At 70.6% G+C, this 14,548-nt stretch carries 12 protein-coding genes and 1 tRNA gene; 2 read left to right on the top strand and 11 right to left on the bottom strand.

Annotation, left to right across the window (positions count from 1 at the left end; all coding sequences use genetic code 11):
• Positions 1–40 precede the first annotated feature (40 nt).
• Positions 41–127 (top strand) — tRNA-Ser (locus ACFUNE_RS17835).
• Between the two features lie 31 nt (positions 128–158).
• Here the strand turns inward: ACFUNE_RS17835 and ACFUNE_RS17840 are convergent.
• From ACFUNE_RS17840 to ACFUNE_RS17880, 9 genes are all read right to left on the bottom strand, one after another.
• Entirely contained in the window at positions 159–974 is an 816-nt protein-coding gene (locus tag ACFUNE_RS17840) for an HAD family hydrolase (protein WP_383568238.1), read from the bottom strand.
• Positions 971–2,248 carry a serine--tRNA ligase gene (gene serS / locus ACFUNE_RS17845; protein WP_383568241.1) on the bottom strand — a complete coding sequence of 426 codons (1,278 nt, stop codon included), beginning with the start codon at positions 2,246–2,248 and terminating at the stop codon, positions 971–973. Before serS ends, ACFUNE_RS17840 begins: the two co-directional genes overlap by 4 nt.
• A gap of 684 nt (positions 2,249–2,932) precedes the next feature.
• A complete protein-coding gene (gene pheA, locus ACFUNE_RS17850; protein WP_383568244.1) occupies positions 2,933–3,868 on the bottom strand; it encodes a prephenate dehydratase in 936 nt (311 codons plus the stop codon).
• 39 nt (positions 3,869–3,907) lie between these two features.
• Positions 3,908–5,269, bottom strand: coding sequence for an iron uptake transporter deferrochelatase/peroxidase subunit (gene efeB, locus ACFUNE_RS17855; RefSeq protein ID WP_383568247.1), 1,362 nt, complete (start codon positions 5,267–5,269; stop codon positions 3,908–3,910).
• Positions 5,270–5,274: 5 nt separating this feature from the next.
• On the bottom strand, positions 5,275–7,248 hold the full coding sequence (locus ACFUNE_RS17860; protein WP_383568250.1) for a copper resistance CopC/CopD family protein: 1,974 nt from the start codon (positions 7,246–7,248) through the stop codon (positions 5,275–5,277).
• Between the two features lie 14 nt (positions 7,249–7,262).
• The gene (locus tag ACFUNE_RS17865; RefSeq protein ID WP_383568253.1) at positions 7,263–7,709 is read right to left on the bottom strand and encodes a copper chaperone PCu(A)C; all 447 of its coding nucleotides are present in this window, start codon (positions 7,707–7,709) and stop codon (positions 7,263–7,265) included.
• A complete protein-coding gene (locus tag ACFUNE_RS17870; protein WP_383568256.1) occupies positions 7,706–8,362 on the bottom strand; it encodes an SCO family protein in 657 nt (218 codons plus the stop codon). Before ACFUNE_RS17870 ends, ACFUNE_RS17865 begins: the two co-directional genes overlap by 4 nt.
• A 48-nt stretch (positions 8,363–8,410) precedes the next feature.
• Complete coding sequence (locus ACFUNE_RS17875) at positions 8,411–9,142, bottom strand: YcnI family protein (RefSeq protein ID WP_383568258.1); 732 nt, start codon at positions 9,140–9,142, stop codon at positions 8,411–8,413.
• A gap of 103 nt (positions 9,143–9,245) precedes the next feature.
• Positions 9,246–10,079: a hypothetical protein gene (locus ACFUNE_RS17880; RefSeq protein ID WP_383568261.1), complete on the bottom strand. Its 834-nt coding sequence runs from the start codon at positions 10,077–10,079 to the stop codon at positions 9,246–9,248.
• Positions 10,080–10,339: 260 nt separating this feature from the next.
• On the opposite strand from ACFUNE_RS17880, the gene ACFUNE_RS17885 reads away from it, so the two are divergent.
• Positions 10,340–10,927: an ATP-binding protein gene (locus ACFUNE_RS17885; RefSeq protein ID WP_383568264.1), complete on the top strand. Its 588-nt coding sequence runs from the start codon at positions 10,340–10,342 to the stop codon at positions 10,925–10,927.
• Between the two features lie 48 nt (positions 10,928–10,975).
• Here ACFUNE_RS17885 and ACFUNE_RS17890 read toward each other — a convergent pair whose 3' ends face one another.
• Together ACFUNE_RS17890 and ACFUNE_RS17895 are read right to left on the bottom strand one after the other, a co-directional pair.
• On the bottom strand, positions 10,976–12,439 hold the full coding sequence (locus ACFUNE_RS17890) for an aminopeptidase P family protein (protein WP_383568267.1): 1,464 nt from the start codon (positions 12,437–12,439) through the stop codon (positions 10,976–10,978).
• A gap of 108 nt (positions 12,440–12,547) precedes the next feature.
• A complete protein-coding gene (locus ACFUNE_RS17895) occupies positions 12,548–13,972 on the bottom strand; it encodes a PP2C family protein-serine/threonine phosphatase (RefSeq protein ID WP_383568269.1) in 1,425 nt (474 codons plus the stop codon).
• Positions 13,973–14,548: the final 576 nt, after the last annotated feature.

Raw genomic sequence — 14,548 nt, forward strand, 5'->3', positions numbered from 1 at the left:
CGGGTGGCCCTTCGCGCGTCTCGCGCGCCGGCCACCTCCCGGAGGATTGGCCGAGTGGTAAGGCAGCGGCTTGCTAAGCCGTCGTCGGGGCGCGAGCCCCGCGCGCGTTCGATCCGCGCATCCTCCGCCCCAGCTCGAAGAACCGGCCGGCCCCCGCCCTAGGCGCGCGTGGCCGTCCGGAGCAGTTCCTCCAGGACCAGGGCGATGCCGTCGTGCTCGTTCGACGCGGTGATCTCGTGGGCCACGGCCTTCAGGTCGTCGTGCGCGTTGGCCATGGCGACACCGTGCTGCGCCCAGCCGAACATGGGGATGTCGTTCGGCATGTCACCGAAGGCCAGCGTGTCCGACGCCTTGAGTCCCAGACGGCGTGCCGCCAGCGAGAGGCCGGTCGCCTTGCTCAGCCCCAGGGGCAGGATCTCCACGACGCCCGGGCCCGCCATGACGACGTTCACCAGACTGCCGACGGCCTGCCGCGCGGCCTCGGCCAGGGCGTCGTCGTCGAGCTCCGGATGCTGTATGTAGACCTTGTTCAGCGGAGCGGTCCACATCTCGGCGGGGTCCTTCATGAAGACGGCGGGCAGCGGTCCTTCCTGCACCCGGTAGCCGGGCCCGACCAGCACCTCGCCCTCCAGCCCGTCACGGCTCGCCGCCAGCGCGAGCGGTCCGACCTCCGCCTCGATCTTGGACAGTGCCAGCCCCGCGAGCTGCCGGTCCAGGGTGAGGGAGGTCAGCAGCTTGTGCTCGCCCGCGTGGTAGACCTGCGCGCCCTGGCCGCAGACCGCGAGGCCCTGGTAGCCCAGGTCGTCCAGGATGTGCCGGGTCCACGGAACAGCTCGTCCCGTGACGACGATGTGCGCCGCGCCGGCCGCGGTGACCGCGGCCAGCGCCTCCCGGGTCGGGCCGGAAACGGTGTGGTCGTCGCGCAGCAGGGTGCCGTCGAGATCGGTCGCGACGAGCTTGTAGGGGAAGCTCACTTGGAGACCGGCTCCAGAAGCTCGCGTCCGCCGAGGTACGGACGGAGGATCTCCGGCACGCGCACCGAACCGTCGGGCAGCTGGTGGTTCTCCAGGATCGCCACGATCGTGCGCGGTACGGCGCAGAGCGTGCCGTTCAGCGTGGACAGCGGCTGTACCTTCTTCCCGTCGCGCATCCGGACGGAGAGCCGGCGTGCCTGGAACCCGTCGCAGTTCGACGCGGAGGTCAGCTCGCGGTACTTGCCCTGGGTCGGGATCCACGCCTCGCAGTCGAACTTGCGCGAGGCCGAGGACCCGAGGTCACCGGTGGCGACGTCGATCACCTGGAACGGCAGTTCCAGGCCGGTGAGCCACTGCTTCTCCCAGTCCAGGAGCCTGCGGTGCTCGGCTTCGGCGTCCGCCGGATCGACGTACGAGAACATCTCGACCTTGTCGAACTGGTGCACGCGGAAGATGCCCCGGGTGTCCTTGCCGTACGTGCCCGCTTCGCGGCGGAAGCACGGCGAGAAGCCGGCGTACCGCAGCGGCAGCTTGTCGGCCTCGATGATCTCGTCCATGTGGTACGCCGCGAGGGGGACCTCGGACGTGCCGACCAGGTAGTAGTCGTCCTTCTCGAGGTGGTAGACGTTCTCCGCGGCCTGGCCGAGGAAGCCCGTGCCCTCCATGGCGCGCGGACGCACCAGGGCAGGGGTCAGCATGGGGACGAAGCCGGCCTCGGTGGCCTGCGCGATCGCCGCGTTGACCAGGGCCAGCTCCAGCAGCGCGCCGACGCCGGTCAGGTAGTAGAAGCGCGATCCGGACACCTTGGCGCCGCGCTCCATGTCGATGGCACCCAGTGACTCGCCGAGCTCCAGGTGGTCCTTGGGCTCGAACCCCTCCGCGCCGAAGTCACGGATCGTGCCGTGCGTCTCCAGGACGACGAAGTCCTCCTCGCCGCCGACCGGCACGTCCTCGTGGACGATGTTGCCGAGCAGCAGGAGCAGGCGCTTGGCCTCTGCGTCGGCCTCGTCCTGCGCGGCGTCGGCAGCCTTGACCCCGGCCTTCAGCTGGTCGGCCTTCTTGAGGAGCTCGGCGCGCTCCTCGGGAGTGGCCTTGGGGATCAGCTTCCCGAGCGACTTCTGCTCGGAGCGGAGTTCGTCGAAGCGGACGCCGGACGACCTGCGCAGCTCGTCGGCGGAGAGAAGGGCGTCGACGAGCGCGACGTCCTCTCCACGGGCGCGCTGGGAGGCGCGAACACGGTCGGGGTCCTCACGGAGCAGGCGAAGGTCAATCACCCCTCAAGGCTACCGGTGCGGGGATCCACCGCTCGAACCGATATCGGCGAGCGTGGCGCTTTGCCCGAATTGCCGGAATCGATAATCCTGGAGGGAATCACGGCGGGCCTGGAGGGGGGATCGTCAATAAAAGGGTCTCATTGCCTCGAAAAGGGAACAAGCGCTCCGGCTGCTTGACGCATCACCGTTGTGTGCGGCGGGAGTTGGCGGCAGTCGGGGGTGCGCGTTGTCCACAGGGAGTCGTTGATCCATTTAGTTATCCACAGGCTGTGAAGAAGATCTGTGGACACCGGAAGAGATCGTTCCGAAAGCGGCATCACGGGGCAAGGATTCGATGCTCAAACCTCATCCGTGCACTCATTCGGGTGGGTATTCCCCGCCTCAATGAGTTGATCAACGGAATTGGGGGACACGGGGGGAGGTGTGACCCCGTGAGGGATCCAGGGCTACTGGGGCGATTTGTCGACCATGTCGGGGTGCGGTGTCGACTTGTCCCCAGGGGAAGAGGGTTGCCTGTGGATAACTCTGGGTGTTCTGTGTAGAACAAGAGATCCGATGGTAGGACCGGGCGCGTCGACCGGCAGGCAGGGCCGACAGGAATCCCAGCCGGCCCCTCCCCGCAGCACGTGGAACGCAACGCAGCACGCAGAGCTCAGGCCCGGTCGTCCTCAGGCCCGTAGGTCCTCAGACCCTGCCGTCCTGGCTCCGGGCCAACCAGTCGGACGCCTCGGTGAAGTCCGTGTCCGACGTCCCGATCCGGAGGGGGCTCACGTCTTCGGACGTCACCCCTGCCCGCGGATACGAACCCAGGAACCGCACATTCGGGCAGATCCGCTTGAGCCCCATCAGCGCCTCGCCGACACGGCGGTCCGCGATGTGGCCCTCCGCGTCCACGGCGAAGCAGTAGTTGCCGATGCCCTCCCCGGTCGGCCGGGACTGGATCAGCATCAGGTTGACCCCGCGCACGGCGAACTCCTGGAGCAGTTCGAGGAGCGCACCCGGACGGTCGTCGCCGAGCCAGATGACCACGGAGGTCTTGTCGGCTCCCGTAGGGGCGGACGGCCGGGCGGGGCGCCCCACCAGCACGAAGCGCGTCTGGGCGTTCTCCGCGTCGTGGATCTCCGTCACCAGCGGCTCCAGGCCGTAGGTCGCCGCGGCGAACTCGCCGGCGAAGGCCGCGTCGTAACGCCCTTCCTGGACCAGCCGGGCACCATCCGCGTTCGAGGCCGCCGACTCCCACACCGCGCTGGGAAGGTGGGCCGCCATCCAGTTGCGCACCTGGGGCTGCGCGGCCGGGTGGGCGGTGACGGTCTTGATGTCCGACAGCTTGGTCCCCGGACGCACCAGCAGCGCGAAGGTGATGGAGAGCAGTACTTCGCGGTAGATCATCAGCGGGGCGCCCGTGGTCAGCTCGTCGAGGGTCGCGCTGATCCCGCCCTCCACGGAGTTCTCGATGGGGACGAGTGCCGCCGCGGCCTGCCCGCCGCGCACCGCGTCCAGCGCGGCCGGCACCGAGACCATCGGGACGAGTTCGCGGGTGGCGGCTTCGGGGAGAGTGCGGAGGGCCACCTCGGTGAAGGTGCCCTCGGGGCCGAGGTAGGCGTAGCGCGTGGCTGACATACGGTCACCCTAATGGGCCGACGGACGGGGCCGTGCGCCTTACGCCTCCAGGAGTCGCTGCCCCACGTACTCCCCGGACGCGGCCCCTCCGGGTACGGCGAAGAGCCCGCTCGCCTCGTGCCGGATGAACGGCGAGAGCGCGTCCCCCCGGTCGAGTTTGCGCTGGACCGGGATGAAGCCCCTGAACGGATCGGCCTGCCAGCAGATGAAGAGAAGCCCCGCGTCCGGGGTGCCGTCGTCCGCGATGCCGTCGTGGTACGAGAACGGGCGGCGCAGCATCGCGGCGCCACCGTTCTTCTCGGGGGAGGAGATCCTGGCGTGTGCGTTGCCGGGGACCAGCAGCTTGCCGTCCGGTCCTGCCTTGTCCAGATCCATCGCCGTGTCCTCCGAGCCGCCGCTGAGCGGGGCGCCGTCCGCCTTGCGGCGGCCGATGACCTGTTCCTGGCGCTTGACCGTGAGTGCCTCCCAGTCGTCCAGGAGCATCCTGATCCGCCGGACGACGGCGTAGGAGCCGCCCTCCATCCAGGCGTACGCCGCCGAGTCTCCGGACGGGACGAAGATCCGCTCCTGGAAGTCGCTCTCGGCAGGCTTCGGATTGTTGGTGCCGTCGACCTGGCCCATCAGGTTGCGTGCGGTCATCGGCCGGTCCGTGGCGCCCGGGGTCCGGTTGAAGCCGTTCATCTGCCACCGCACCCGGGCCGTCGAGCCGGCCTCCTTCTGGAGGGCGCGCAGTGCGTGGAAGGCGACGAGCGCGTCGTCGGCCCCGACCTGCACCCAGAGATCGCCGTCGGACCGTCTGGCGTCGAGGTGGTCGGACGAGAACGCCGGCAACGGGTCCAGGGCGGGTGGCCGGTGGCCGGTCAGACCGGTGCGTGTGAAGAAGGTCCGCCCGAATCCGAAGGTGACGGTCAGGGAGGACGGACCGGCGTCCAGGGCGATCCCGGTGTCGTGGTCCCGGCCGCCCTCCGCCGGCTCACCGGCCATCAGCCGAGCCGCCACGGCCGACCAGCGGCGCATCAGGGCGGCTGCTTCCGTGCGCCCCGACCCGGGCGTCAGGTCGAAGGCGACCAGGTGCCCGCGCGCCTGAAGCGGAGTGGTGATCCCCGCTTGATGTTTCCCGTGAAACAACGCCTCGGCCGAGCCGACCGTGGTCAGCGCTGCCGGTGCCTCCCCGCGGGACGCGGCGTAGCCGCCGGCTCCGCCGGCCGCGCCCAGGACGAGGCCTGCGGCACCCGCTGCGCCCGCGCCGCCGATCAGCCGCCGCCGGGAGACGACGCCTGCGCCACCGGCCCTTGCGCCACCGGCTCCTGCGCCACCAGCTCGTGCGCCACCGGTCCCTGGTCCGTCGCGGCGGACGGGAGTGGTGCTGTTGCCCTTGGGGGCGTCCTTCTTCTTGCTCACCCTGCTCAGCCGATCTTCACGTTCTTGTCGATGGTCGTCTGGTCGATGTCCGACGTGCGCACGGTCACGGCGACCTTCCAGTCGCCGGCCATCGGGATCTGTACGCCGGAGGCCGTCCAGTGCCCCTCGGTGAGGTGGTCGGGGAGGACCGGGAGCGGGCCGATGTCCTTGGACTCCAGGGTGAAGGCGAGCTTCACCTCGGGTACGTCCAGGGGGCGTTCGTCCGGCCCGTCGATCCAGAGGTGCACGTTGTTGGCACCGGTGCCGCCGGGCGAGATGTCCAGGCGTACCGTCCCCTTGCCGTTCGAGCCGCCGGTGTCGAAGGGCAGGCTCAGATTCACCTGCCCGCCGGTCACCGGCGCCGGGGCCGAGGTGGTGCTGCCGCGGGCGGCCTCCTCCTCGGTGCGGCCGGGTTCGGTGGACGTCAGGATCGTCGTCACGACGAGCAGCACCACGGCGATGCCCGTCTCCACCAGCACGGACCGGCGCAGTCCGGAGCGGTCCGGATCGGCGTCACGGACGCGCTTCTCCTCCGTCGCCGTCAGGGCGGCTCGCTGACGGGAGAGCTGGGCGGCCCGCTCCGGATCCACGTCCTCGCCGGGTAGGACGGCCGGTTCGGCCGCTTCCGTGGCCACCGCCGTTTCTGCAGTTCCTGCCGCTTCTGTCGCTACCGTCGCGTCCACGGAAGCAGCGGTGCCCCCGGGCTCGGCGGCGCGCTCGGTCAGCCGAGCCGTCCACCGCCGCGATACCCACGCGACCCCGACGAGTACGGCGACGAGCGCCACCTTGACGAGCAGCAGCTGCCCGTACCGGGTACCGGTCAGCGCGGACCACGAACCCACCTGACGCCATGACTGGTAGAGCCCGGTGGCGGTGAGGACGAGCACGCTGCCGAACGCCATCCGCGAGAACCGCCGTACCGCGCCAGTCGTGATGTCCGGCGTCCGGTACAGCGCGACCAGCAGTGCGGCGAGCCCGCCCAGCCAGCCGGCGACGGCCAGCAGGTGGAGCACGTCGACGGGCATGGCGATGCCCGGCTGGATCCCCGTCGAGGCGTGCTCGGCCAGGGCCCAGGTGCCGGCGATCCCCGCGGCGATGACCGCTCCGCCGGTCGCGAGCCCGAAGGTGAGGTCCTTCTTCTCCCTCTCGTCCTCGCGCTTGGCGTACGCCCCGAAGAGGACGGCGATGAAGAGCGCGGAGGCGCCCAGGAGCAACAGCCGGGAGACCAGTGCGGCCCCCGGCTTGGTGTCGAGGACGGCCTGTAGGCCGTCGAGGTCGAAGGCGTCCGCGAGCTTGCCGGACCCGGTGTACGGGCTGCGCAGGAGCAGCATGGCGAGCGTGGCCGCGGTGAGCGTGACCCAGCCGCGGACGACGAGACGCTGCAGAGGCCGGGCCGCCGCCCCGCGCTGCCAGCAGGCGAGCACGAACGCCGACCCACCCGCGAGCAGGATGAATCCGGCGTAGGCCGCGTAGCGCGCGATGCCGTAGAGCGCGCCCACGAGGCCCCCGCCCGCTTCGCCCGAGGGCAGCGCGACGGTGGTCTCCGAGGGGGCGCCGACGGAGAAGGTGAAGGCTCCGGAGACCGGGTGGCTGTCCGCGGAGACCGCCTGCCAGGCCACGGTGTAGGTGCCGTCGGGGAGGCCGCTGTGGAGCTGGACGCCGTACCGTACGGCGCCACCGCCCGTCAGGTCGCGGGGAGCGCCGTCGTCGGCCCGCTTCCCGGTCGGGTCCAGGACCCGGATGGAGTCGTCGCTCATGGCGATCTGCTCGGAGAAGGTGAGGGTGACCTCCTCGGGTGCGGTGGCGACCACCGCCCCGTCCTGCGGGTCGCTCCCGGTGAGAGCGGCGTGCGCGGACGCGGGGCTCGCGCCGGCCAGCACCAGGCCGAACAGCAGGCTGATCAGCGCGGCGAGGAGCGCGACCGCGGCGTGCGGCCGTCGTATCGGGGAGGGCCCGGAGTGCGGGGCGGTGACCGTCATGGGGTGTCAGTACCTCAGCTCTTCTTCGGGTTGTAGGTGGTCTCCTTCACGGGGATGTCGACCGTGATGGGGTCGGCCTTCTCGAAGTGCAGCTCCACGGAGACCGTCTCCCCCGGCTTGGGCTGCTGCTTCAGGTCCGAGAACATGATGTGGTTGCCGCCGCGTTCGAGATCGAGCTCGCCACCGGCGGGCACCTCGAACGACGTGACCATGCGCATCGTCCGGTTCTTCGTCTCATGGATGGAGACGTGGTCGGAGAGGGTGCTGGTCACCGAGGTGAGCCGGTCGGTGGCGTCGCCGCTGTTCTTCACGAGGAGGAAGCCGGCCGCCATGTCGCTGACGGGCTGCGGCATGAAGGCCCCCGTCACCTCCAGCCGCGGCACGCTGTCCGAGGAACACGCCGTCAGCGCCAGCCCGGTGGTGAGGGCGAGGACGCCGGCGACGGCAGTGCGGCGGTTCACGGGGTCTCCCCCTTGACGAGCTCGGGGAGGTCCTCGGTGTAGTCCTCGGCGGTGGTGTCCTCGCTGTAGAGCACGTAGCCCTGGTCGGTCTTCGGGGAGAACGCGATGACCTGGGCACCGTGCATCGAGACGACCGTGCCGTCCTTCTCCTTCTTCGGCGGGTCGATGCCGATGCCGATCTGCCGTGCTCCCGCCTGGATGGTCGGGAAGTCGCCGGTGAGGCCGGTGAAGTCGGGATCCTGGGCCCTGAGCCAGCTGCCCAGGGACGCCGGGGTGTCCCGCTCGGGGTCCGTCGTGACGAAGACGACCTGGAGCTTGTCCTGGTCGGCCTTGGGCAGGGCCCGCTTGGCTACGGCGATGTTGCTCATGGTCAGCGGGCACACGTCGGGGCAGTTGGTGTAGCCGAAGTAGATGAGCGTCGGCTTGCCCTTGGTCTTCTCACGCAGGTCGTACTTCTTGCCGTGCGTGTCGGTGAGCACGAGGTCCGGCTTGGTGAACGGCTGGTCGAGCACGGTGGCGGGCTCGGACCCGGTCCCGGAGGAGACCTCGGCGACGGAGTTGTCCGCCGAGTCCCCTCCGTTGCCGCACGCCGACAGGGTCAGTGCGGCCACGGCGGCGAACGCCGCGGCCAGCACCGTCTTCTTGCTGTGCATGGAGAGCTGATTCCTGATCTGTGAATGCGGGTGGTGGAGCCGGTGGGATCAGGCGTTGCGGCGTCGGCCGGCGAGCACGCCGAACCCGACTCCCGCGATGCCGACGACGATGCCGACGATGCCCAGGACGCGGGCGGTGCTGTCGCTGTTCGACGAGGACGAGTCGTCCGAGGACGCTGTCGTCTCCTTCGCCTTCTCCGTCTCGCCGCTCTTCTCGTCCGCGGCCGCGCCGTGGGCGTCCGCGGCCGGGGCCGTCAGCGCGAGGACGGGAGCCGGGCTCTCGGGCTCTTCGCCGCCCTCGGTGGGCTCCTCGATCCAGCGGACGACCTCCTTGTTGCTGTAGGTCTGGAGCGCCTTGAAGACGAGCTGGTCGGCGTCCTCGGGAAGCTGTCCGACCGAGAGCGGGAACTGCTGGAAGAAGCCGGGCTCGATCCCCTTGCCGTCCGCGGTCCAGGTGACCTTGGAGACGGCTTCGTTGATCTTCTTCCCGTGCACGTCCAGCGGTTCGGCCAGCTTGCTCTTGGTGACGGCGATCTTCCAGCCGGCCACCGGCTGCGGGCTGACGGACGCCAGCGGGTGGTCCGTCGGGAAGTTCACCTCGAGCTTCACGGTGGAGGCGTCGTCGCGTTCGTTGGGGACCTTGAAGTTGACGGTGGCGTAGCCGCCCTTGGCGGCCTCGCCCTGCGGCTGCACGCTGACGTGCGCGGAGGCGGTACCGGCGAGCAGCAGGACGGTGGACGCCGCGACGCCGCCGACGAGGGAGATACGGGAAAGGTTCATGGCAGGGATCACTCCACAGGTCACGCGAGAAGGTGGTCCGGCGCGCGGAGGCGCGACGGCATCACGACCACCTCTTCACCGGAATCCCGGAGGAGGGGTCGCGTCAGGCTGCGTGTACGTATACGGGCGGCGGCCCGCGCCTGATCACCATGTGCTGCAGTGGGTCCCCGGTGGTCGGTGCGGCGGAGTCCGCAGCGCTACGGAGGGTGCGGGGTCCGGTTGTGGGCCGGCCCGGAAGTCCCGCACGCAGGGCGCGTACGAGGGCCATGGCCGCCCGCAGCGCGCGCAGCCGGGCCCCGGCCGCCAGCTGCCGGCCGCCCTGCGCCGACAGCCTGGCCAGCCGGAACAGTGCGATCTCGCCGCGGCGGAGCAGCCAGCCGGTGGCCAGCGCGGCGAGCAGGTGCCCGAGGATCATGGGCAGGCTCGGCAGGCAGGACATCACCGTCGCCAGGACCGAAGGGCCGGCCGCGGAAGCGGTGTCGTGGGCGGCTGCCGCTCCGGAGGCCAGGTGTGTGTGTCCCTGGGCCACGGCCGCCGGGTCCAGGCCGGCGGTGCTCACGATGCGATGGGCCTCGCCGGCGGTCAGCTGCGCCGGTCCGGCACCGCACACCAGGCTCGCGGCGAAGCGGATCAGGGAGTCGTCCCCGGAGCCCGTCGCGGCGGCTGCCGTGTGCCGCCCGAGCCCGAACAGGACGTGCAGGGCGAGTTGTCCGGCGGCGAGGGCGGTGGTGATCGAGAGAAGGGTCCGCTCACGTCCGGCGAGCGCCGCCGTGACGGCGAAGACCCCCGCGAAGCCCGCGGGCAGGGTCCACCCGGACACACCCACCCCCGCGGCGAGCCCATGTCCGGCCGCGGCGAGCACGACACAGACCGCGGTGAACACCGCGGTCCTCAAAAGCCGCATACCGGCTCCGGCGCGTGCGACAGACATAGACATGGCCGGGTCATCATCCCACTGGGCCCCCGGTCTCCGTACGGCAGGTCCGGAAGGTCGGCATCCGTCCCCATCAGGGAGTGATCAGGGGGTGTTGCACCTGTTCATGGGTGCTCCGGCACCCGCACCCGGGCCGGGCCTACACCGGCGAACGGAGTGTCCACATCCGCCGAATGAGCGCTGTCACGGCGGATCCGTGCTTACGAAGCTCTTGTCGCGGCAATACGTAACGGTATGTCGAGCCGCAGCCAGGAGGCTGGAGCATGAGCATGTGGTGGTCACTCCATTTGCGGCGCGAAGCTGCGAGCGTTCCGCTCGCCCGTCGGTTCCTGCTCGGCACCATGGAGACCGCGGGGGTGGACCCGGACATCTCCTACGACCTCTCCGTCGCACTCAGTGAAGCCTGTGCGAACGCCGTCGAACACGGCGGCGACCGCAGGGACGTGGGTGGGGCCGGAGGCACGGACATCGCCCCCGCACACGGCGGGCAGCCCGGTCACGCCTGCGGGCAGTACCGGGTCACCGCCTATCTGGACGGCGAGAAATGCCGTATCGAAGTCGCCGACTCGGGACCCGGTTTCCCTTCACGGCGCACGCTTCGCACCGTCGCACAGCCATCCGCCGGGCATCCGTCGGATCCGCAGCCGTCCGCCGGTCAGCCGGTGGGCGACCCTTCGCACGCGCGCACCGCGGTGCACCCTCCCGCCACGTCGGAGAGCGGCCGCGGACTCTGTCTGATCGAGGAGCTCGCCGATCACGTCCACTTCGGCAACCGGCCGGGGCGTGGAGCGGTGGTGAGCTTCGACAAGATCCTGAAATGGCGGGAGGGCGCGCTGCTCATGGTGTCCTGAGCGGCACGCCCTCCGGCGCACGGGGCACGGTCCTCCGCGCCGGCCGTGTCAGCCCTTGAGCCGGGCCATCCAGGCCTCGACGTCGTCGGCCCGGCGCGGCAGCGTGGCGGACAGGTTCCGGTTGCCGTCCTCGGTCACGAGGATGTCGTCCTCGATCCGGACGCCGATGCCCCGGTACTCCTCGGGCACGGTCAGGTCGTCGGCCTGGAAGTACAGTCCGGGCTCGACCGTGAGGCAGACCCCGGGTTCCAGGGTGCCGTTCACGTACGACTCCGTACGGGCGGCGGCGCAGTCGTGGACGTCCATGCCGAGCATGTGGCCGGTGCCGTGCAGCGTCCAGCGGCGCTGGAGGCCGAGCTCCAGGACCTTCTCCACGGACAGGTCGCCCAGCAGGCCCCACTCGACCAGCTTCTGGGCGAGGACCCGCTGCGCGGCGTCGTGGAAGTCCCGGAAGGCGGCTCCGGGCTTCACGGCCGCGATGCCGGCCTCCTGGGCCTCGTAGACCGCGTCGTAGATCTTGCGCTGCAGCGGTGAGAACGTGCCGTTGATGGGCAGCGTCCGTGTCACGTCGGCGGTGTAGAGCTCGGTGGTCTCCACCCCCGCGTCGAGCAGCAGCAGTTCGCCGGAGCGGACGGCGCCGTCGTTGCGGACCCAGTGCAGCGTGGTGGCGTGCGGGCCCGCGGCGCAGATCGAGCCGTAGCCGATGTCGTTGCCGTCGACACGGGCGCGGAGGAAGAACGTGCCCTCGATGTAGCGCTCGCTGGTGGCCTCGGCCCTGTCGAGGACCTTCACGACGTCCTCGAAGCCGCGCGCCGTGGCGTCGCAGGCCTTCTGCAGCTCGGCGACCTCGAAGGCGTCCTTGACCAGACGGGCCTCGGAGAGGAAGACGCGCAGCTCCTCGTCGCGCTCCGCGGTCACCTTGTCGGTGAGAGCGGCCTCGATGCCCGCGTCGTGACCGCGGACGACGCGCACCGGGCCGGTGGCCTCGGCCAGTGCGGAGGCGAGCTCGCGGACGTCCTTCGCCGGGATGCCGAGGAGCTGCTCGGCCTCGGTCAGGGAGTTGCGGCGGCCGACCCACAGCTCGCCCTGGCCGTCGAGCCAGAACTCGCCGTTCTCGCGGTCGGAGCGGGGCAGCAGGTAGACCGTCGCCTCGTGCCCGCCGTCGGCCGGCTCCATCACCAGGACGCTGTCCTGGGTCAGGTCGCCGGTGAGGTAGGCGTACTCGGTGGAGGCGCGGAAGGCGTACTCGGTGTCGTTGGAGCGGGTCTTCAGGTTGCCCGCGGGAACGACGAGCCGCTCGCCGGGGAAGCGCGCGGAGAGCGCGGCGCGGCGGGCGGCGGTGTACGGGGCCTGGGCGATCGGCTCCAGGCCGTGCAGCTCCGTGTCGGCCCAGCCGGATTTCATGCTCTCGGCGAGCTCATCGGAAATGCCCGGGTACAGGCCGTTCTTCCGCTGCTTGATCGGCTCTGTCTCTGCTGTTTCCGGGGTCTCCGGGGCGAGCTCCTCAGACACGTTATGTCCTCCTTGTACGACACTGGACCCTCTCCATCGTACGGGCGTGCGGAAGGGGGCCCGGTGCCGGAAGACCTCTCGCCGTCCGGCGCCGGCGGACGGTGGCCCTCAGTCGAAGCGCGCGGCCAGCAGGACGATGTCCTCGGTGCCGTCGCTCCCGTCCGGACCGTCGGGCAGGACGGCCCTCAGGATGTGGTCGGCGACCGCCCCGGGGTCCTGCCGCAGGACCTTCGGCACACCGGCGGCGGCCGAGTGCAGGCGCGCGAACGCCCGGTCCATGGTGTCGCCGGTGCGGCGGAGCAGCCCGTCGGTGTAGAACAGCACCGTTTCGCCGGGGCGGGGCGTGAATTCCACGCTCGGCGCCTCCCAGCAGGAGAGCATGCCCAGCGGCGCGGAAAGTGTGGTCTCCACGAACTCGGTGCGCCGGTCGCCGGTCACCAGCGGAGGTGTGTGCCCCGCTCCCGCCAGCACGATCGTGCGCCGGTCCGGCTCGCAGTACGCGAAGAGGGCGGTAGCCGCTCGGGCCGGCTCGGTCAGCCGCAGCAGGAGTTCGAGGTCGGAGAGTACGGCGACGGGGTCCTCGCCCTCCATCACGGCGTAGGCGCGCAGTCCGGCGCGGAGCCGGCCCATGGCGGCCAGGGCGGTCGGCCCGGAGCCGCCGACCGAGCCGACCGCCAGGCCGAGCGCGTTGTCCGGGAGGGGCAGCGCGTCGTACCAGTCGCCGCCTCCCGCGGGTGCGGCCCGGTGGCGTGCTGCCAGCCGTACTCCGGGGATCCGGGGCAGCCTGCTGGGGAGGAGCTCCTCGGCGATGGCGGCGGCGTCCGCCCTGACGCGTTCCAGCTCGAGCAGGCGGGCCAGATGTTCGGCGGCGTAGCGGGCGTACACCCCGACGAGATGGCACTGGCGTTCCAGGGGCTCGGCCGGTTCGTCGTACAGCCAGACGGCCGCACCGAGCCGGCCGGCGGTTCCGGTGGCGAGGGGCTGTGTGTAGCTGGCGGCGTATCCGAGCTGTGCGGCGACTTCGCGGCAGCGGGGGTCGAGGCCGGTGTCGCCGAGGATGTCGGGGCTGGCCAGGGGGGTGTCGGTGTCCGGGAGGCCGTCGAGGAAGCGGCCGTGGGCGGTGGCGCTGCGCGGGACCGTCTCGATGTGTCCCAGTTCGGCGTGGGCGAGACCGAGCCCGATCGTCCGGGAGGGCCCACCACCGTCGGCGGGTTCGAGGACGAGGAGCCCCCGGCCCGCTCCCACGAGGGCGGCTCCGGCGCCCAGGAGCTCGTGGAGGGCGCTGTCCAGGGTGCTGGTCCCGGCCAGCCGTTCGGTCAGTTCGTGCAGGGTGGTGAGGTCGGAGACCCAGCCGGCCAGCCGGTCCTGGAGGAAGGCCCCCGGTAGGGGGAGCGCACCTTCCGTGGGCGCGGCAGTGTGCGTTGAAACGGGAACCATGGGATCGATTCCAGCCACTTTCGGAAGGTGGGGGGCGCTCATGGCAAGCGGCTTTCCGACCGGTGCGTTGTGTCGAATAGCATCGCAAACCCCCATGTCGTTCTGCGCCGGTATCGGCGCAGCCACAGGTACACGCACCCACATCTACACGCACAAGTAAGGTGATGTCCAGCATTGTCCTTACGGTATTTATGGCGCCGTGAGAGCGAGAACTTGGCTGAAAAATGCACCCCCGGACCGCTTTTTGCGATCGACTGGGTGCGCTCGACAGGGGGCGCCCTCGGGGTGAAATGCCGGAGGGAGCGTCATTCCGGGCATGCTGGGTACGTAATCGTGGATGGCCAGGGGCAGTTGCCACCGCCCCGGAACCCGACAGCGAGCCCGGGCGTCCACACTGTTGACGCCCGCCCGCCCACCGCCCGAGTGGCGGGGTTGCACAAGGTTCGGCACGCGCGGTGCGCACGCGGACCGTGCGTCGTATCGACTGGACTCGGCTCGGCTCAACCCGGTTCGACTCGGCTCAGCTCCATTCTGTTCGGTTCCACTCTGCTCGGCTCGGCTCACGCTCGGTACCGACCATCCATCCGTACCGCAGACCCGATGAGCGGGCACGCACAGCGAAGAGACGCACACGTGGTGTAACGAGCACGTGGTGTGATGTGGACCTCGGCG

Origin of the sequence: Streptomyces sp. NPDC057287, assembly GCF_042667905.1 — a bacterium.
Classification (GTDB): domain Bacteria; phylum Actinomycetota; class Actinomycetes; order Streptomycetales; family Streptomycetaceae; genus Streptomyces.